The following is a 16,780-nucleotide window of genomic DNA, read 5'->3' on the forward strand; positions in this document are numbered from 1 at the left end:
AAAGCAATGGGCGCCATCGCGACCACCCGTCAAACCGCCATCGCGGTCGAGGAAGAAGCGCAATACCTGACGTTCATGCTCGGCACGGAGATGTTTGCCATCGGCATCCTGTGCATCAAGGAAATCATCGAATACGGCAACCTGACCGTGGTGCCGATGATGCCGGCCTTCGTGCGCGGGGTGATCAACCTGCGTGGCGCGGTCGTGCCGGTGGTGGACCTGTCGGCCCGTTTCGGCCGGCCGAATTCGGCGATCAGCCGCCGCAGCTGCGTGGTGATCATCGAGGCGGCCGGCGCCGACGGCCAGGCCCAGGACATTGGCCTGCTGGTGGACACGGTGTCGGCGGTGCTGGAAATCCCGGCCTCGCAGATCGAGCCGCCACCGAGCTTCGGCGCGAAGATCCGTGCCGATTTCATCAGTGGCATGGCCAAGGTCGATGGCAAGTTCGTCATCGTGCTGGAGGTGGGCCGCGTGCTGTCCATCGACGAAATGTCCCAACTCGCAGAAACCAGCCCGAGTGCGCTGGAAATGGATGCCCCGTGAACGCCGATAGCTGCAAGGAACGCACGGTCAATTCACTGGCGCTCACTGACCGAGAGTTCGGTCAGTTCCAGTCCTGGCTGTACCAGGCCGCCGGCATCAGCCTGTCAGAGGCCAAGAAAGCCCTGGTGGCCGGGCGTTTGTTCAAGCGCCTCAAGCACTACGGGCTGGACAGCTATGGCGAGTATTTCAAGCTGATCATGAACGGCCAGCGCACCGATGAGTTGCAGGTGGCGCTGGACCTGTTGACGACCAACGAGACCTACTTTTTCCGCGAGCCCAAGCATTTCGATTTCCTGCGCCAACACGTGCTGCCCCACGCGACACCGGGCAAGACCTTCCGCCTGTGGAGCGCGGCCAGTTCATCGGGGGAAGAACCCTACAGCCTGGCCATGACCCTGGCCGAAGGGCTGGGCACCACGCCCTGGGAAGTCATCGGTTCGGACATCAGCAGCCAGGTGCTGGCCAAGGCGCGCGCCGGGCATTACCCGATGGAACGCGCCCGCACCCTGCCCCAGCCGCTGCTGGTGAAATATTGCCTCAAGGGCACCGGCAGCCAGCAAGGCACGTTCCTCATCGACCGGGCATTGCGCAACCGGGTCAATTTCATCCAGGTCAACCTCAACGACACCCTGCCGGAGCTGGGGGAGTTCGATGTGATCTTCCTGCGCAACGTCATGATCTATTTCGACCAGCCCACCAAAAGCAAAGTGGTTGCCCGCTTGTTCCCCCGGCTCAAGCCCGGCGGGTATTTCATCATCAGCCACTCGGAAAGCCTCAACGGTGTGTCCGACGCATTGAAACTGGTGACGCCATCGATTTACCGCAAACCATGAACACCGCCATCAGGGAAGTGGCCGAGGTGTACCTGGCGCCCGGGGAGTTTCGTTTCGCCACCTGCCCGACGCGCCTGCGCACGATCCTCGGTTCTTGCGTGGCGATCACGCTGTGGCATCCGGAACGCAGGATCGGCGCCATGTGCCATTTCATGTTGCCCAGTCGAGTGCGCTGCTCCACCGCACTGAACGGCCTCTATGCCGACGAAGCCATCGAACTGTTCATCCGCCAGGCCCGGGCCCACCACACCGAACCCGAGGATTACCAACTCAAGCTGTTCGGCGGCGGCGAGATGTTCCCCGAGCTGCAACGCCACGTGCCCTACGGCGATGTGGCGCGGCTGAACGTCAATGCCGCGCTGGAAATTGCCGCCCTCTATCGCCTCGACCTGATCGCCCAGGACATGGGCAGCACTGGCCACCGCAGCATCATCTTCGACCTTTGCAGCGGCGATGTGTGGGTCAGGCACCAACCTATAAGGACCCGGCACTGACTATGTCAAAAAAGATCAATGTACTGCTGGTGGATGACTCTGCCGTGGTTCGCCAGGTGTTGCTGGCGATCCTCAGCGACACACCGGACATCCACGTCATGGGCGCGGCGTCCGACCCGATTTTCGCCATGGACAAACTGGCCAAGGAATGGCCCGACGTAATCGTGCTGGACGTGGAAATGCCGCGCATGGACGGCATCACGTTCCTGAAAAAAATCATGAGCGAGCGCCCCACACCGGTGGTGATCTGCTCGTCCCTGACGCCCCGGGGCGCGGAAACCACCTTGCAGGCGATGGCCGCCGGCGCGGTGGAAATCATCACCAAGCCCACCACCGGCCTGAAGAATTTTCTGTTGGAGTCGGCGCCGGAACTGGTGTCGGCGATCCGTGCCGCCGCCCAGGTCAACGTGCGCAACCTGGGCAAGCGCCCTGCCCCGACCGCGCTGACGCCCGCGACCAAACTCACCGCCGACGCCATGCTGCCCGCCGCCAACGGCCACGCCATGGCGCAGACCACCGAACGCATCGTCGCCCTGGGCACCTCCACCGGTGGCACCCAGGCCCTGGAAGCGGTGCTCACCGCTCTACCGCGAGTGTGCCCGGGCATCGTCATCGTCCAGCACATGCCGGAAAAATTCACCGCCTCGTTCGCCGCACGGCTCAACAGCCTGTGCCAGATCGAAGTGCGCGAGGCCCGCAACAACGACCGCATCCACCCGGGCCTGGCGCTCATCGCACCGGGCGGCAAGCACATGATGGTGACCCGCAGCGGCGCGTTCTATCACGTGCAGGTGGTGGACGGCCCACTGGTCAACCGCCATCGCCCTTCGGTGGATGTGCTGTTCCGCTCCGTAGCCAAATTCGCCGGCCGCAACGCCACCGGCATCATCATGACCGGCATGGGCGACGACGGCGCCCGCGGCCTGAAGGAAATGCTCGACGCCGGCAGCACCACCGTGGCCCAGGACGAAGCCAGCTGCGTGGTCTTCGGCATGCCCAAGGAAGCGATCAAGCTCAATGCTGCGCAACGGGTGATGGGGTTGCAGGAGATTGCGCAGGTGATTTTGCACAAGTAACAAGAACCGACCCCACAGTGGCGCTCGATCAGGGCGGTGAAGATCGTTCCTCACGCTCCGCGTGGGAATGCCGCCAGGGACGCTCCGCGTTCCGCTTCTGGACGGTGACGCAGAGCGTCACGGGATGCATGCCCACGCAGAGCGTGGGAACGATCAGCGTGTGGAGGCCGGAAGATCGTTCCTCACGCTCCGCGTGGGAATGCCGCCAGGGACGCTCCGCGTTCCGCTTCTGGACGGTGACGCAGAACGTCACGGGATGCATGCCCACGCGGAGCGTGGGAACGATCAGGTTGCGGGGGCTGGAAGATCGTTCCTCACGCTCCGCGTGGGAATGCCGCCAGGGACGCTCTGCGTTCCGCTTCTGGACGGTGACGCAGAGCGTCACGGGATGCATGCCCACGCAGAGCGTGGGAACGATCAGGTTGTGGAGGCCGGAAGATCGTTCCTCACGCTCTGCGTCCCAGCTTCGCCGCGGTCAATACCATCGCTGGATCTCAATCAACCCTTCCATCCCTGCATAATTGCGTGCACTGGAGTAGCGCCAATGCTCCGGTAACTCCACATACCCGCGCTTCACTGGGTTGAAATGGATGTAATCCAATTTCTGGCGCATGACCGCTTCACTATAGATTTGCTCCGCATGTGAGCCTTCTTGCCATAGCTGATAGACCCGGTCCTGCTTATGCGCTCGCTTGCTGAACCGCAGGCGTTGCAATGCCCGCTCAGCACCCTTGCTTTGTAGATCGTTGATGATCTGACGCGCCGTAAAGGATTTGAACTGACGCAAGCACGTGCTCAGATTCGGCGCTTGGGCAACGAAATGCAGATGGTTTTCCAGAACGACATAACCGAACAACTGCAAGTTTTGATGGATTTGCTGATAGCGCCAGCACCCAAGCAGGTGGTCAACGAGATAGGGCCGTATGAACAGCGGCAACCACTCCATCAATGTGCAGGTGAGAAAGTGGGGTTTTTCGGGTTCGGTGATGACGTAGCGGCTCCGGCCCATGGGATGCCTTCCTTTGCGGCGTGGGGAATGACCATGCTGCCGGTTTCGAGGCGTTTGGGGATAGACGAACAGGACTCGGAGCGTGTGGGAAGGGTCGGTAAACCTTCGATGATCGTTCCCACGCTCTGCGTGGGAATGCAGTCTGGGATGCTCTGCGTCCCTTCAAGAGCCGAACGCGGAGCGTCCGTGGAGGCATTCCCACGCAGAGCGTGGGAACGATCAACAGTGGAGTTGTGGCAGGGATGAATTCCTCGCCACAGTTGCTTCATCAGCTTGTGCCTATACCGGTGAAATCGTCGCCAACACGCCGATCAACAGGGTCAGTGCCAAAAACCCACCCAAAAAAATCGCCATCTTCGCCATGAGCACTCCTGGACCAAAAAATTGCAGTACACGGGCCGTCCGATAGGCAAACCGCGTGATTATTCTGGGGTGGGGCCCGGGTTCATGACAGAGGCACCTGACGCAGGAAAATACGGATCAGACGAACGCCCTCCCGCCTTCATCGCGCAACTTTCAATAGGCGACAAATACGGCGAAGTTCTTTCATCGAAGGGAAACGGATATACCAAAGTATATTTTCATGTCCCAAGTCAGCATGGTCTTCAGCCCAGGCAGCACTTAATCTTGCCGGGCATTTAACGCCCCCGTTCAAGTGCGCTTCAACTTCATGACAGCCAATGATCGCAAGTGTGGTCGCAGCCCTGGTTTTCAAAGAGTAATAGAGGTGATCCATGCGCCCTTCTTTCCTTGCACCTGTATTGACGCCCTTCAAAAACCGGGAACAACTTCCTGCTAATTCCTGGCGGGCCGATATAGCGCTGCTGGGCCTTCTGGTGCTCTTGACTGCATTTGTCTTCCATGGCCTGGATCAAATGAACCAGCCCCTCGGCGTGCTTGATGCTTCACCGCTGTCCCTTGATCTGGTGCACCTGCCGGAATATACCTTGCGCACGACGTTGCGCATGTTCATCGCCTTGTTCGCTTCGTTTGTTTTTTCCTTGGTCGTCGCCACGTTGGCCGCCAAAAGCCGCAAGGCTGCAATCGTTATCCTGCCCGCCTTGGATATTCTCCAATCCGTGCCAGTCCTTGGCTTTCTTACGTTTACCGTGGTGTTCTTCATGGGACTTTTCCCGGGCAAGGAAACCGGTGTGGAGTGCGCGGCCATCTTCGCCATCTTCACCAGTCAAGTCTGGAACATGACTTTCAGCTTCTATCAATCGCTGAGAACCGTGCCCAACGATCTCTACGACGTCAGCCGACAGTTCGCGTTTTCGCCATGGCAACGCTTCATCAGGCTGGAACTGCCCTTCGCCACGCCGGGCCTGGTGTGGAACATGATGATGTCGATGTCGGGCGGCTGGTTTTTCGTGGTCGCGTCCGAGGCCATCACCGTCGGCGACACCACCGTCAGCCTGCCGGGGATCGGCTCATGGCTGGCGCTGGCGATCGAGCAGCAAAACATCGCCGCGATTGCTTGGGCGGTGCTGGCCATGGTCGCGGTGATCATCGCCTATGACCTGCTGTTTTTCCGACCTATCGTCGCCTGGGCGGATAAATTCCGCTTCGAGCAGACCGCCTCCCAGAAACGCCCACGGTCGAGGGTCTACGACCTGCTGCGCTCGACGCGCCTGGTGCCCTTGTTGCTGCTGGCGCTGGGCAGCATCAAGGCCTCGTTATTCCTGGAGAAACTCCCCCGGCTGCCGTCCATCCGCTTCAAGACCAGTGCCCGCGTCAGCCGCGCAGCCGACCGGGTCTGGCTCGCCCTGGTCGCCGCTGCCTGCATCGCCGGCATCCTGCAGTTGTCGCGGTTCATCGGCAGCACGTTAGGTTGGGAGGACGTGGCCAGTACGTTTGGCCTGGGCCTGATCACCCTGGTGCGAGTCAGCGTGCTGATCGTGCTGGCCAGCGTGGTGTGGGTGCCCATCGGCGTCTGGATCGGCTTGAACCCGCGCTGGGCCGAGCGCCTGCAACCCATCGCGCAGTTACTGGCAGCCTTCCCGGCCAACGTGCTGTTTCCGTTCGCGGTGATCGCCATCGTCGCCCTGAAACTCAACCCCGATGTCTGGCTCTCGCCGCTGATGATCCTGGGCACCCAGTGGTACATCCTGTTCAACGTGATTGCCGGCGCCAGCGCCCTGCCGACTGATTTGCGAGAAGCGGCGCGCAGCTTCCACATACGCGGCTGGCAGTGGTGGCGCCAGGTCGCGCTGCCCGGCGTCTTCCCTTACTACGTCACCGGCGCCCTCACGGCAGCGGGTGGCTCATGGAACGCCAGCATCGTCGCCGAGGCGGTGTCCTGGGGCGACCACCATTTGTACGCGTCCGGCTTGGGCGCCTTCATTGCCCAGGCGACCACGGCCGGGGATCTGCAACGAGTGGCGCTGGGCGTCGTGGTCATGTCGATTTTCGTGGTGGGTTTCAACCGGCTGCTGTGGCGCCCGCTGTACGGTTTCGCCGAGCGTCGGCTTCGAATTGATTGAGGGGTGATCCAATGCAAGTGATGGACAAACGCTGCCTCGTGGATGTGCAGCAAGTCGGCCACGTCTACGGCACGGCTGGCGTCGCCGAGCGCCGGGTTCTGGACAATGTCTGCATGCGCCTGGACGAGGGCGAAATCGTCGGCCTGCTCGGGCGCTCGGGCTCCGGCAAATCGACCTTGCTGCGCTCCATCGCCGGCCTGATTTCGCCCACCAGCGGCGTGGTGGATTTTCCGGCCAATGCCCAAGGGCTGGCGAGCTCGGTGCGCATGGTGTTCCAGAGCTTCGCCCTGTTCCCCTGGCTGACGGTGCTGCAAAACGTCGAGGTCGGCCTCGAGGCCCTCGGCGTGGCGGCACCTGAGCGACGTCGGCGGGCGCTGGCCGCCATCGACATGATTGGCCTCGACGGCTTCGAAAGCGCCTTCCCCAAAGAACTGTCGGGCGGCATGCGCCAGCGCGTCGGCCTGGCCCGTGCGTTGGTGGTCAACCCGGACGTGTTGTTGATGGACGAGCCGTTTTCCGCGCTGGACGTGCTGACCGCCGAAACGCTGCGCACCGACCTGCTGGACTTGTGGCGCGAGGGGCGCATGCCGATCCGGTCGATCCTGATGGTCACCCATAACATCGAAGAAGCCGTGCTGATGTGTGACCGGATACTGATTTTCTCCTCCAACCCGGGGCGGGTCATGAGCGAGATCAGCGTGGACCTCAGCCAGCCGCGCAATCGCGCCGACCCGGCGTTCCAAGCCCTGGTCGAGCACATTTACGTGCAGATGGCCGGCGGCGCGAATGCCGGCTCCGCACGCCAGGAAACCTTTGCCGGCAGCGGTGTGGGCATGGTCCTGCCATCGATTTCCAGCAATGCCCTGGCCGGGCTGATCGAAGCGGTGCAGGACCAGCCGTTTGCCGGCCAAGCGGACTTGCGCGAGCTCGCCAGTGCATTGCGCTATACCGCCAGTGACCTGTTGCCGGTCGCCGAGGTGCTGCAACTCATGCGCCTGGCCGACCTGCAGGACGGCCACATCACCCTCCTGCCGGCCGGGCAGCGCTACGCCGATTCAGCGGTGGATGAGCGCAAGCAACTGTTTGCCCAGCACCTGCTTAAATACGTGCCGTTGGTGGGGCATGTGCGCCGGGTGCTGGACGACCGCCCTACCCGCACCGCACCGGCCAGGCGTTTCCGTGACCAACTGGAAGATTTCATGTCCGAGCACGACGCCGCCATTACGCTGGACTGTGTCACGCAATGGGGCCGCTACGCCGAGTTGTTCGCCTACGACGAAGTGGCCGATCAGTTCAGCCTGGACAATCCATCCTGAGACGCTGCGGTATAAACTGCGTGGATCAGGCCTGGTCGTTGGAGCAATGCGCGATGGACATTCAATGAGAAGAACGGCGTTGACCCTGCGTCTACTGCTTCTGCTGGGGCTGGCCCTGGGCATCGCGGCAATCGACACCGTCACCGACCTGGAAATCGCGGTCGGGGTCTTCCAGATCGTGGTGGTGCTGATCGCCGTGAGAATCCTGCCGGCACGCGCCGTGGCCGGGGTCTCGGTCCTCTGCATGGTCCTGACGATCCTCAGCTATCGCTTCACTCGTTTTGGCGACACAGAGGCCGGGTTGATCAACGTGCTGATCAGCCTCGCCGCCATCGCCGGCACCACGTACCTGGCGCTGCGTCTCTCGGCCGCCGTGCGCACGGTGCATCAGACCCGCGCCCACCTGGCGCACATCGCCCGCATCAACATGCTCGGCGAACTCGCCGCCTCGATTGCCCACGAAGTCAACCAACCGCTGGCCGCCGTTGCCGCCAGCGGCAGTGCCAGCCTGCGCTGGATGGCCACCGAGCCGCCCAACCTGCCCAAGGCCCGGCAGGCGGTGGAGCGGATCATCGCCGACACCCATCGAGCCAGCGACATCATTGCCCGGCTGCGCGGCATGGCCCGGCATCAAGCGCCGACGAAGCAGTGGCTGAACGTCGCCGACACGGTCCATGCCGCGCTGCGACTGTTGGCCGGAGAGCTGAACGAGCAGAACATCACCTTGCGCGTACAGGTCCAGGACGGGCTGCCGCCGATGCTGGCGGATGAAGTGCAAATCCAACAAGTGCTCCTGAACCTGGCGATGAACGCGCTCGACGCCATGCGCCAGGTTGACGTCGATCAGCGGATTCTGCAGTTTCAGGTGACGCTTGAGTCGCCCCAGCAACTGCTCTTTTCGGTGTCCGACCAGGGCAACGGCTTGTCGGCAAGCGACCGCGAACGGGTGTTCGACGCCTTCTACAGCACCAAGCAGGACGGCATGGGGATGGGGTTGGCCATCAGCCGCTCGATCATCGAGGCCCATGACGGGCGGATCTGGGCCGCCAGCAATCCACCGTCCGGCTCGACGTTTCACTTCACCCTGCCCGCCGTTACAAGGGAATCCGATGAGCCAAACTGACATTCATGACCAGGCCGATTCGATGATCTATATCGTCGACGATGACCACTCGGTGCGTGCCTCACTGCAAGACCTGCTGGCCTCCGTGGGCCTGGCAAGCATGGCATTCGGCTCGGCCCGTGAGTTCATCGACGCCCAGCGGCCGGACGTCCCGGCGTGCCTGATTCTGGATGTGCGCATGCCGGGCTTGAATGGGCTGGACTTCCAGCAGGAAATGGCCCGCTTGAACATCCTGGTCCCGGTGGTGTTCATCACCGCCCATGGCGACATCCCCATGTCCGTCAAAGCCATGAAGGCCGGGGCGCTGGAGTTCCTGACCAAGCCATTTCGCGAACAGGACCTGCTCGATGCCATCACCCAGGGCCTGAACCGCGACCAGGAACGGCGCAAGGCCGCAGCGAGTATCGAGGAGTTGAAACGCCGGTATGACACCCTGACCGACGGCGAACGCGAGGTGATGGACTTGGTCGTGTCAGGGCTGCTGAACAAGCAGGTGGCCGGCCAACTGGGTTTGAGCGAAGTGACCGTGAAAGTGCGCCGCGGGTCGTTGATGCGCAAGATGAATGCGGACTCGTTGGCAACGCTGGTGAAGATGTCGGAAAAACTCAAAGAGGTAAATCGCTAACGGTCCTCGATCACGGCTATCATTGCCGCTCGCCCTTCTGACAGGCGATGTCGCAGGCCACCCTCAAGGATCCAGGTATGACTTTTCTGCCGTCACGCTCCACCCTCTTCGTCTCCAGCCTCCTGCTCAGCGCCCTGTGCTTTGCCGAAGGCGAGCCAACCGACGGCAGCCTCATCAAGGACTCGACCAAGGCAGCCGTTTCAACCTTCATTACCGCCGGCAAGAACCTGCTGGGCGGTGTCAGTGAAGGCGTGCTCGATGGCCGCGAGTCGGCCCAAGGCACCGATGGCGCCGCGATCATTTCCTCCAACGAGCAAATGAAAGACCGCATCGCCGTTGAAGTGCTGAAGCTCGAACCCGGCGACGACAACGTCAGCATCACCCTCGGCTTCAAGAACAGCACCGACACCCAACTGCGCGTGGTCAACCTCGGCCAGACAGGCGTACTGCTGGCCATTGACCAGGCGGGCTACTCCAACCGCCTCACCGGCCTGGGCAACCCGGATGAAGTCACCATTCCGGCGAAGACCGCCGTGCGCCAGAAGTTCGTGTTTGAAGGCATGAACGAGGCGGTCAGCACGGTACGGGTGTGGGGGCAGGATTATCCGGTCAAGAAGTAGTGCGGCAGCGTGTCTGGCAAACGTGCCTGGTTCTCGCCATGGGCACGCTAGCGGCTTGCGAGTACGGCTCAGAGCCAGACCCGCTAAAAACCGCACTGCTCGACGCGCCACCTGAGCTCGTTTTCAAGGGACTGCTTGCAGGGCAGTTTGCTCACTTGGTTGTTCACGATTGTGCGGTTTACAAGATCGAGGGCCAGTCCGCGAAAGACATGGCCTGGACCGTGGTGCTGGAAACGGAGCCCTACCCTTTTTTCACCAGTTGCGATCGGCAGTCGCTGAGCAAGGGAAAGGAAACTGTCACGGTTGAGCTGGGGCGCATGGCATTTGGAGCCGGAGGATGCTGCGCCACTGGGGGAACCTACCGCACGACCGATGGCCGTGGATGGAAAAAGTTGTAGGTGTAAACGCAACCTGTGGCGAGGGAGCTTGCTCCCGCTGGGCTGCGCAGCAGCCCCAAAAACCGCGCAGTAGAACACAGGATTCATTGATAAACCCCAAGCTCAACCCGGGTCAGGTATTCCTCTACTAACTTGAAGCCCTGCGCGTTATCGATCAGTTCCAATGGCACCTTCCCGTCCAGGTACATGCAGGGTTTTCTCAACCAGTCTTCAGCCAACTGCTGGCTGCCGAAAACATTGGCGGCGTGTTCCAAGGCCTTGGCGTATGGGGCTCCAGGCATCGATCTGTCCTCACGATATAAAACCAAGCTGAGCGCGCCGGATGCCACGCTGAGCACTGAGACAATCCAGATCGTAAGGCCGGTACTTCCGAAGGCCAACCCTAAAAAGTTGTCAGAGACTTCTGTGATTTATCCCAAAGCGGTCACCTTTCTGTAGGACGGTGTTTCGTTGCCCCCCATCCAACCTCATTGCCGACACCCACAACAGAATCAACCGACTTTTGCCCCACTCCCCGGCTAAAGCCTCAACGCCAGCACACTCACCAACACAATCGCCGCCCCAACAATAACCATCGCTGACGGGCGCTCGGCCAGCACCAAAGAAGCCATCAACATCGCCGTGGGCGGTATCAGGTAAAGCGCCATGGAAGCGCGGCTCACGTTGCTGTGCGCCAGCACGTAAGCCCAAGCAAGGTACGCCAGCGCGCTAGGAAAAATACCCAGAACCAATACCGCCAGATTCACCGAAGCCGAAGCCTGTCGCGCCGCGCTCAACATCCCTGGCGCAAAAATGAACAACAGAATCGTGCCCGACCAAACGGTGTAACAAACCAGGGTCAAACCGTCATAACGATGGGCATGGCGCTTCTGCAAAGCGAAATACAAACTCCAGGACAGCGCCGCCAACAGGATCAATAGCCCATGGGCGTCCATGCCACCCAAGCCACGATCCCCCGCGACCATCACGCCTGCGCCAAGCAAGCCGCACAGCACACACCCCCACTGCCAACCACTGACCCTGTCCTTGAAGACAAAATGCGCCAGCAGCGTGCTGAACAACGGCGTGGACTGGGCCAGCACACTGGCCGCCCCGGCGCTGACGCCCCGCTGACCGTAATTGAGGGCGATGTGATGCAGGCTGACGGCAAAGAAACCCAACACCGCCAGCAACGGCAAATCCCTGAGACGCGGCCAGGAAATACCCTTCACCATCGCAACGAGGGCCATGAACACTGAAGCGATGAGAAAACGCACCAACGCCAGGTGACCGGGTTCGTAAGCCTGCAGGCCAATGCGAATACCAATCGGCGAATAGGCCCAGCAAACGATCACCAACAGCGTCGCCAGGATAACCTTCACACCGGTTTTGCCGGAGGAACCTTCAACCAGCGCAAAACGCGTTTCCATCTAAAGTTCCTGCTCACTGGCCGATTTGCCTCGAAGTATCGAAACCACCCCACCTCAGCACAAGTGACTTAAACTCAGTCAACCATTCACTTTTGGTGAGCCATGGAACTGTCCCAACTGCGCATGCTCAAGACAGTCTGCGAAACTGGCAGCATCGCCCGCGCCGCCGAAGTGCTGCACTGCGTGCCGTCCAACATCACCGCACGCCTCAAGTCCCTGGAACGAGAACTCGGCACGCCGCTGTTTTTCCGCGAAGGCCGCGGGCTGCGGGTCAGCCCAGCGGGCGAAGTGTTTCTGGAGTACGCGACAAAAATACTGAGCCTGACAGAAGAGGCCCGCCGCGCGGTCGCCCCCACCCGCGCACCGAGTGGCCCACTGCGCATAGGCGCAATCGAGTCCAGCGCCACCGGGCGCCTGCCGCAGTTGCTCGCCAAATACCACGCGCAGTATCCGCAAGTGTCGCTGGAACTGAGCACCGGAACCTGGGCGCAGTTGCTGGACGATATCCAGCATCACCGGCTCGACGGCGTGATCGTGGCGGTGGACATCGAACGGCCTGGACTCAAGCGAGCCGTGATGTACCGCGAAGACCTGGTGCTCATCGCCTCCGAGTCCCACGGCCCGCTGCGCAGCGCCGCCGATTTGCAAGGCAAGGCAATCTTCATGTGGCCCACGGGCTGTCCGTACCGCTTGGCGCTGGAACAGTGGCTGCTGCGTCATGGTCAGGTGCAACCGATCACCAGCATCGCCAGTTATGGCGCCATCGTTGGTTGTGTCAGTGCGGGTGCTGGCGTCTCACTGGTGCCCCGAGGGATCTATGAGCAATATCGCCAGGGCGCTGGTTGGACAGGGTATGAGTTTCCCGAGCTGACGGGCATCGATAACCTTTTCTACTGGCATGAAAACGCTGGGAGGCATCCTGCCAGAGAGGCGTTTTTGGCGATGCTGCAAACGGAGTTCGAAGGCTAGTTGCGCCCCTCTCCCCTGTGGCGAGGGAGCTTGCTCCCGCTGGGCTGCGAAGCAGTCCCAATACCCGATCATCCTGATAAACGAAGATTCCAATCATTAACAAGGAGTCCGCTTTGGAATTACTCCCCCACTTCATCCTCCACGAAACCACCCACTGGCTAGTCAACCACCACCTGGCATCCGCCCTGCCCGGCTACCTCATGCTCGGCTCCAAGCACCACGTTAACTCACTGGCCCAATTGCCCGAACTCGCACTCGCGGAGCTGGGCAGCCTGATGGCAAACATCCAGAGCGTCGTTGAAACACAACTGAACCCCAAATGGCTGTACATCAGCCGCTTCGGCCATGATCCCCGCTACCCCATCCACTTCCATTTCATCCCGGTGTACGACTGGGTCGAGGCACTGTTCTGGAAAGATGCGCGGTACAGGCTGCTGGAGACCTTTGGCACTCAAGAGAACGCCCAGACATTGACCGATGGCGCAGAGCTGACGTTGTTCATCTGGCGTGAATTCGGTGAGAGCCCGATGCCGCCAGCAACCCAAGGGCCTTCTATCAGCCAGGTAATTGAAAAGTTGCGGCAAGCGTTCAGGACTCAGCCAATACCAAACCTTCCTCCAGCGCGTTGGCCATGATGTCTGCTGCAGGTGCGTTGACCCAGGTCGAAATATCAGTTTCGCCCCTCGACGCAAGCCAACGTCCGACCATTTGATAGCCCAACGAGTAACCGAGCCATTTGGGTTTGTCGCCAAAACCAAAGAACCACTCGTTGTGATCGTAATACCTCGACTCGATAATTTGCAGTCCAACCGGTGAGCGCAATAGATCAGCAGATGCGATGGCATGCTCCCAAGGCTCCGGATCGCTACCAAGCACACGCCGAACAAACTGACCGGCAAGCCCTTCGCTGACCAACGCCTCGCCTAACGTCCAGCCATAACCAGGACCGCCCATGCGCAGGCAATGGTGAACCTCATGAACAACCTGTCGACGCAGTGCGCCGGTGCGCAGGCTGGAAAAGAAATTCGGATTGTCGGGATCAAGGGTCATGGTAAACATGGAACTGCGATACGCCCGCCCTACCAGACCCATTTCCGGAATGGTTTCGCCCGGTAGCCGCTGAATCAGGACATCGAGTCGCGGCGGGGTCATTAGGCAAGCAATAGCCTCGTAAGCGGCGTCAAACTCATCAACCAGCTCGCGGCGAAGCTCGGCAAGACTCCCCGAGGCCTCCAGCCAGTGCAGCGTCCATTTCTCCATGTCCCCTCTCCTTTATTAATCAAATCACCTGGCTCGATGACTCCGGGCCGCTCGCGACGGTAGATCCCCGCCGGGCAACTGTCCAGTGTCGATCAGGTTTGACTGCGCCTCTGTCTGCCCGGTTATCTCTGGCAAAAAACTGTCTCGATTCCTACAAGGCTCTCGGAAACAGGTGTCTTGCCCGTCGTGTCTGGTGAAATCTATAGTCATTCCCATCGCCGAATAGGGTGATCAGGTTTGGCGACCTGCGTATCGGATCAGCCCTTTAAATTAATTGGAGCAATCCCATGCAAAGATACACACCCATCACCGGCATCGACTGCACTCCCGCTTCCCTGCTCATCGACACCCAAGCCCCGCTTGACGTACTACACGCCACAGCTGATTACCGCATCCGTGTGGTGACTCAGGTACTTGAGAACATTGCGTTTCGCTCTGAAATCACCAGCGATACGGTTGTGCTTTCGGACTTTGCACAGCTTTTGGTGATTCCGTTGCGGGATGGGTGCGATTTGCTGGAGGTGATTGGTCGGCGGCTTCAGGCGCAGGTTGAAAGCTGATGGAATGACGGGCGCCTGAAAGCGCCCGTTTTACGTAATTCAAGATGGTATCTGCGCCGAACCTCAAATCTGGCTACCTAGTTCAAAGGTTCCAACCGGCAGAGATCGGCCAGAATCTGCCTCCCAGAAAGCTGATGCTTAGCGGTCACTCGTCAAACAAGGTCCAGCCATGGCAAATGCCGACAAAGTCTTTTGCCGTAAAAAATAATGTCAGTTCCTCTGGGTCAAATTCTTTGTAGAGCCAGTGCCCAGGAACTGGGCCTCTCGTTATCACGTATTCCAAGCGGTATTTTTGAACAGGTCCAAAACTGAAGGAGCGTGAGTTCAACTCAAACCTGTCACCTCTGTTGAGCGCCCATAGCTTTTCAACAAGGCAATCATCAAGCACCACCTCTCCCGCTATCTCAATGAGATGCTTTGAATGAAGTTTCTTTTGAAGCCTAACGCTTCTGGCCATATATAAGCCTACCTATGAACAGTCCGGGCATCGGCATAATAATACTGGAACATGATGCTGACCAATTTGGGTCGGTTAGCGACGGCCTGACTTCGACCGTCGCTATGCATAGTCAAACCTCAGTCTGTTCCGCCATCTCCAGGGCGTCATCGACCTCAATCCCTAGATATCGAACGGTGCTTTCCAGCTTCGTATGGCCGAGCAGCAGCTGATCCGCCCGCAGGTTCTTCGTCCTGCGATAGATGATGATGCCTTGGTACGTCTCATTGTGTGAGTGCCATACATGGCTGGATCAAGGCCAACGGCTTTCACGCAGTCTTTGACGATACGAGCGTATTGACGAGTGAATAGATGGTTTGAGGTATGCAGCCGGCTGGGAAAAAGACAGTCCTCGCTGCGTAGCTGGGCCTGATGTATCTAGGCCGTGAGAGACATACCGTGTCTGCTCAGTGATCTCGAATTGCACTGGCCGCTGCGTTTTCTGCTGCATCACCATGGCTCGTGATGATATGTACTCACCATGGGCAATGTCGCGCACGCGGAGCTTGGTTAAGTCGCAGGCTCGAAGCTTGCTGTCGATGGCCAGATCGAAAAGAGCTAGATCCCGGGTTCTTTTTGCGATTTGAAGCCTTACTCGGATGGCCCAGATATCTCTCAGTCGTAGCGGGGGTTTCTGCCCGACCAATTTTTCTTTGTTCCAGGGCTGACGGCTGCGGGTAGCGATGATGTTCATGACATGTCCACGTGTGGAAGGACAAGGATCGCTAACCAGAGCGGTCGCTAACCGGCCAAAAGTGGTCCCGCGAGCTATGCCTGCATGCGAAGCATGTCCATGAACATCGGACCTGAGAGATCACGTATCTCTCCGTCGTCAGCAACCAAGCAACCTAAGGCAGGGATGGGGCAGTCTTGTGGTGCAAGGCATACCACTCGCCGACCTGCCGCATCTGGTCTTCACTGGCGCCAGTTTCAGCCAACGGCGCCGACCAAGTGTCGAATGCGCTCTTGGGGACCTGTTCCTTCTCAGGGAAGCTGCTCAGGCAGGCTGCGAACGCTTTCACCAGCTGGTAACCAGCCAAGCTCACGGGCTCATCGAAGATATTTAATTGGTGGTCCTCACTTCACAAATTCGGTATTTCGGAAAACCCAGGTGCGCTTCTAATGGCTCAGCCCGCTCGACGGCGAGCTTGCCCGGCCAAGCCACCAGCGAGACTGATCAGACAGCAATTTTGGCCAACGCCTTACCGATGCTAAAGATGGAGCGCTCACCAGAAGGAGAAACAACTGCGAACGTTTTCGTTTGAGCATATTGACCTGGCCCACGTGGCCTGTTGTCCCAGACTGCAACCACATCAACAGCGTCTTTCACCTCACCACCCCAACTGTCCAATTGGCAATACCGATGATAGACGTCGAGTACGTCAGACCGATCAGGATCTGAGAGCTTGTGTTCAATGCCCGTACCCTCTCGTAAAGCGTCGAAGTAAGCTTGAGCAGCGCCGAGGGTGTTATAAACCGTACCGCTTTTCACAACGACTTTCTTTGCCATGCTGATTTTTCCACTGTGTTTGTGACTGTCGGCAGACGCCCCGCTGAATCGGTTCT

At 59.8% G+C, this 16,780-nt stretch carries 21 protein-coding genes and 1 pseudogene; 13 read left to right on the forward strand and 9 right to left on the reverse strand.

Annotated features, from left to right (window positions below; translation table 11 throughout):
* The first annotated feature begins 6 nt into the window (after window positions 1-6).
* The 4 genes from LOY50_RS17175 to LOY50_RS17190 are packed head-to-tail and all read left to right on the forward strand — an operon-like array spanning window position 7 to window position 2,946.
* Window positions 7-543: a chemotaxis protein CheW gene (locus LOY50_RS17175; protein WP_258688631.1), complete on the forward strand. Its 537-nt coding sequence runs from the start codon at window positions 7-9 to the stop codon at window positions 541-543.
* On the forward strand, window positions 540-1,376 hold the full coding sequence (locus tag LOY50_RS17180) for a protein-glutamate O-methyltransferase CheR (protein WP_258688633.1): 837 nt from the start codon (window positions 540-542) through the stop codon (window positions 1,374-1,376). The genes LOY50_RS17175 and LOY50_RS17180 overlap by 4 nt, the downstream gene beginning before the upstream one ends.
* Window positions 1,373-1,870, forward strand: coding sequence for a chemoreceptor glutamine deamidase CheD (gene cheD / locus LOY50_RS17185; RefSeq protein WP_258688634.1), 498 nt, complete (start codon window positions 1,373-1,375; stop codon window positions 1,868-1,870). The genes LOY50_RS17180 and cheD overlap by 4 nt, the downstream gene beginning before the upstream one ends.
* A 2-nt stretch (window positions 1,871-1,872) precedes the next feature.
* The gene (locus LOY50_RS17190; protein WP_214511958.1) at window positions 1,873-2,946 is read left to right on the forward strand and encodes a chemotaxis response regulator protein-glutamate methylesterase; all 1,074 of its coding nucleotides are present in this window, start codon (window positions 1,873-1,875) and stop codon (window positions 2,944-2,946) included.
* 475 nt (window positions 2,947-3,421) lie between these two features.
* Here LOY50_RS17190 and LOY50_RS17195 read toward each other — a convergent pair whose 3' ends face one another.
* Both LOY50_RS17195 and LOY50_RS17200 read right to left on the reverse strand, forming a co-directional pair.
* Entirely contained in the window at window positions 3,422-3,955 is a 534-nt protein-coding gene (locus LOY50_RS17195; protein WP_258688635.1) for an REP-associated tyrosine transposase, read from the reverse strand.
* 502 nt (window positions 3,956-4,457) lie between these two features.
* Window positions 4,458-4,691, reverse strand: coding sequence for a hypothetical protein (locus LOY50_RS17200; protein ID WP_258688636.1), 234 nt, complete (start codon window positions 4,689-4,691; stop codon window positions 4,458-4,460).
* On the opposite strand from LOY50_RS17200, the gene LOY50_RS17205 reads away from it, so the two are divergent.
* From LOY50_RS17205 to LOY50_RS17230, 6 genes are all read left to right on the forward strand, one after another.
* Window positions 4,690-6,438 carry an ABC transporter permease gene (locus LOY50_RS17205; protein WP_408980814.1) on the forward strand — a complete coding sequence of 583 codons (1,749 nt, stop codon included), beginning with the start codon at window positions 4,690-4,692 and terminating at the stop codon, window positions 6,436-6,438. The two genes, LOY50_RS17200 and LOY50_RS17205, sit on opposite strands and share 2 nt — an antisense overlap.
* 11 nt (window positions 6,439-6,449) lie before the next feature.
* On the forward strand, window positions 6,450-7,754 hold the full coding sequence (locus LOY50_RS17210) for an AAA-associated domain-containing protein (RefSeq protein ID WP_258688638.1): 1,305 nt from the start codon (window positions 6,450-6,452) through the stop codon (window positions 7,752-7,754).
* A gap of 46 nt (window positions 7,755-7,800) precedes the next feature.
* Window positions 7,801-8,877 (forward strand): sensor histidine kinase, encoded by a 1,077-nt coding sequence (locus LOY50_RS17215; protein WP_258688639.1) that lies wholly within the window; start codon window positions 7,801-7,803, stop codon window positions 8,875-8,877.
* Window positions 8,864-9,502, forward strand: a complete 639-nt coding sequence (locus LOY50_RS17220; protein WP_258688640.1) for a response regulator transcription factor — start codon at window positions 8,864-8,866, stop codon at window positions 9,500-9,502. The genes LOY50_RS17215 and LOY50_RS17220 overlap by 14 nt, the downstream gene beginning before the upstream one ends.
* Before the next feature lie 77 nt (window positions 9,503-9,579).
* Complete coding sequence (locus LOY50_RS17225; RefSeq protein WP_258688641.1) at window positions 9,580-10,122, forward strand: hypothetical protein; 543 nt, start codon at window positions 9,580-9,582, stop codon at window positions 10,120-10,122.
* A gap of 38 nt (window positions 10,123-10,160) precedes the next feature.
* Window positions 10,161-10,520, forward strand: coding sequence for a hypothetical protein (locus tag LOY50_RS17230; RefSeq protein WP_258688642.1), 360 nt, complete (start codon window positions 10,161-10,163; stop codon window positions 10,518-10,520).
* Window positions 10,521-10,603: 83 nt separating this feature from the next.
* On the opposite strand, the gene LOY50_RS17235 is transcribed toward LOY50_RS17230, so the two are convergent.
* Both LOY50_RS17235 and LOY50_RS17240 read right to left on the reverse strand, forming a co-directional pair.
* Window positions 10,604-10,801 carry an MbcA/ParS/Xre antitoxin family protein gene (locus LOY50_RS17235; RefSeq protein ID WP_253475968.1) on the reverse strand — a complete coding sequence of 66 codons (198 nt, stop codon included), beginning with the start codon at window positions 10,799-10,801 and terminating at the stop codon, window positions 10,604-10,606.
* 237 nt (window positions 10,802-11,038) lie between these two features.
* Window positions 11,039-11,929, reverse strand: coding sequence for a DMT family transporter (locus tag LOY50_RS17240; protein WP_258688643.1), 891 nt, complete (start codon window positions 11,927-11,929; stop codon window positions 11,039-11,041).
* A gap of 102 nt (window positions 11,930-12,031) precedes the next feature.
* On the opposite strand from LOY50_RS17240, the gene LOY50_RS17245 reads away from it, so the two are divergent.
* Window positions 12,032-12,898: a LysR family transcriptional regulator gene (locus LOY50_RS17245; RefSeq protein ID WP_258688644.1), complete on the forward strand. Its 867-nt coding sequence runs from the start codon at window positions 12,032-12,034 to the stop codon at window positions 12,896-12,898.
* Window positions 12,899-13,011: 113 nt separating this feature from the next.
* Window positions 13,012-13,533 (forward strand): HIT family protein, encoded by a 522-nt coding sequence (locus LOY50_RS17250; RefSeq protein ID WP_258688645.1) that lies wholly within the window; start codon window positions 13,012-13,014, stop codon window positions 13,531-13,533.
* Here the strand turns inward: LOY50_RS17250 and LOY50_RS17255 are convergent.
* The gene (locus LOY50_RS17255) at window positions 13,487-14,158 is read right to left on the reverse strand and encodes a DUF2268 domain-containing protein (RefSeq protein ID WP_258688646.1); all 672 of its coding nucleotides are present in this window, start codon (window positions 14,156-14,158) and stop codon (window positions 13,487-13,489) included. The two genes, LOY50_RS17250 and LOY50_RS17255, sit on opposite strands and share 47 nt — an antisense overlap.
* Window positions 14,159-14,445: 287 nt before the next feature.
* Between LOY50_RS17255 and LOY50_RS17260 the strand changes: the two genes are divergently transcribed.
* Window positions 14,446-14,718 (forward strand): hypothetical protein, encoded by a 273-nt coding sequence (locus tag LOY50_RS17260; protein ID WP_018601122.1) that lies wholly within the window; start codon window positions 14,446-14,448, stop codon window positions 14,716-14,718.
* A 145-nt stretch (window positions 14,719-14,863) separates the two neighbouring features.
* On the opposite strand, the gene LOY50_RS17265 is transcribed toward LOY50_RS17260, so the two are convergent.
* From LOY50_RS17265 to LOY50_RS17280, 4 genes and pseudogenes are all read right to left on the reverse strand, one after another.
* Window positions 14,864-15,175, reverse strand: a complete 312-nt coding sequence (locus LOY50_RS17265; RefSeq protein ID WP_018601124.1) for a hypothetical protein — start codon at window positions 15,173-15,175, stop codon at window positions 14,864-14,866.
* Between the two features lie 112 nt (window positions 15,176-15,287).
* Window positions 15,288-15,908 (reverse strand): annotated as a pseudogene (locus LOY50_RS17270) (tyrosine-type recombinase/integrase).
* Between the two features lie 154 nt (window positions 15,909-16,062).
* On the reverse strand, window positions 16,063-16,236 hold the full coding sequence (locus LOY50_RS17275) for a hypothetical protein (RefSeq protein ID WP_258688648.1): 174 nt from the start codon (window positions 16,234-16,236) through the stop codon (window positions 16,063-16,065).
* A gap of 155 nt (window positions 16,237-16,391) precedes the next feature.
* On the reverse strand, window positions 16,392-16,724 hold the full coding sequence (locus LOY50_RS17280) for a hypothetical protein (protein ID WP_258688649.1): 333 nt from the start codon (window positions 16,722-16,724) through the stop codon (window positions 16,392-16,394).
* Between the last annotated feature and the right edge of the window lie 56 nt (window positions 16,725-16,780).

Source organism: Pseudomonas sp. B21-010 (genome assembly GCF_024749325.1).
Taxonomy (GTDB): Bacteria; Pseudomonadota; Gammaproteobacteria; order Pseudomonadales; family Pseudomonadaceae; genus Aquipseudomonas; species Aquipseudomonas kilonensis.

Excerpts from the sequence above, each read along its gene's own strand:
- LOY50_RS17175 (WP_258688631.1), top strand. The coding sequence starts at position 7 with ATGGGCGCCATCGCGACCACCCGTCAAACCGCCATCGCGGTCGAGGAA.
- cheD (WP_258688634.1), top strand. The coding sequence starts at position 1,373 with ATGAACACCGCCATCAGGGAAGTGGCCGAGGTGTACCTGGCGCCCGGG.
- LOY50_RS17190 (WP_214511958.1), top strand. The coding sequence starts at position 1,873 with ATGTCAAAAAAGATCAATGTACTGCTGGTGGATGACTCTGCCGTGGTT.
- LOY50_RS17195 (WP_258688635.1), bottom strand. The coding sequence starts at position 3,955 with ATGGGCCGGAGCCGCTACGTCATCACCGAACCCGAAAAACCCCACTTT.
- LOY50_RS17205 (WP_408980814.1), top strand. The coding sequence starts at position 4,690 with ATGCGCCCTTCTTTCCTTGCACCTGTATTGACGCCCTTCAAAAACCGG.
- LOY50_RS17200 (WP_258688636.1), bottom strand. The coding sequence starts at position 4,691 with ATGGATCACCTCTATTACTCTTTGAAAACCAGGGCTGCGACCACACTT.
- LOY50_RS17210 (WP_258688638.1), top strand. The coding sequence starts at position 6,450 with ATGCAAGTGATGGACAAACGCTGCCTCGTGGATGTGCAGCAAGTCGGC.
- LOY50_RS17215 (WP_258688639.1), top strand. The coding sequence starts at position 7,801 with ATGCGCGATGGACATTCAATGAGAAGAACGGCGTTGACCCTGCGTCTA.
- LOY50_RS17220 (WP_258688640.1), top strand. The coding sequence starts at position 8,864 with ATGAGCCAAACTGACATTCATGACCAGGCCGATTCGATGATCTATATC.
- LOY50_RS17225 (WP_258688641.1), top strand. The coding sequence starts at position 9,580 with ATGACTTTTCTGCCGTCACGCTCCACCCTCTTCGTCTCCAGCCTCCTG.
- LOY50_RS17230 (WP_258688642.1), top strand. The coding sequence starts at position 10,161 with ATGGGCACGCTAGCGGCTTGCGAGTACGGCTCAGAGCCAGACCCGCTA.
- LOY50_RS17235 (WP_253475968.1), bottom strand. The coding sequence starts at position 10,801 with ATGCCTGGAGCCCCATACGCCAAGGCCTTGGAACACGCCGCCAATGTT.
- LOY50_RS17240 (WP_258688643.1), bottom strand. The coding sequence starts at position 11,929 with ATGGAAACGCGTTTTGCGCTGGTTGAAGGTTCCTCCGGCAAAACCGGT.
- LOY50_RS17245 (WP_258688644.1), top strand. The coding sequence starts at position 12,032 with ATGGAACTGTCCCAACTGCGCATGCTCAAGACAGTCTGCGAAACTGGC.
- LOY50_RS17255 (WP_258688646.1), bottom strand. The coding sequence starts at position 14,158 with ATGGAGAAATGGACGCTGCACTGGCTGGAGGCCTCGGGGAGTCTTGCC.
- LOY50_RS17260 (WP_018601122.1), top strand. The coding sequence starts at position 14,446 with ATGCAAAGATACACACCCATCACCGGCATCGACTGCACTCCCGCTTCC.
- LOY50_RS17265 (WP_018601124.1), bottom strand. The coding sequence starts at position 15,175 with ATGGCCAGAAGCGTTAGGCTTCAAAAGAAACTTCATTCAAAGCATCTC.
- LOY50_RS17280 (WP_258688649.1), bottom strand. The coding sequence starts at position 16,724 with ATGGCAAAGAAAGTCGTTGTGAAAAGCGGTACGGTTTATAACACCCTC.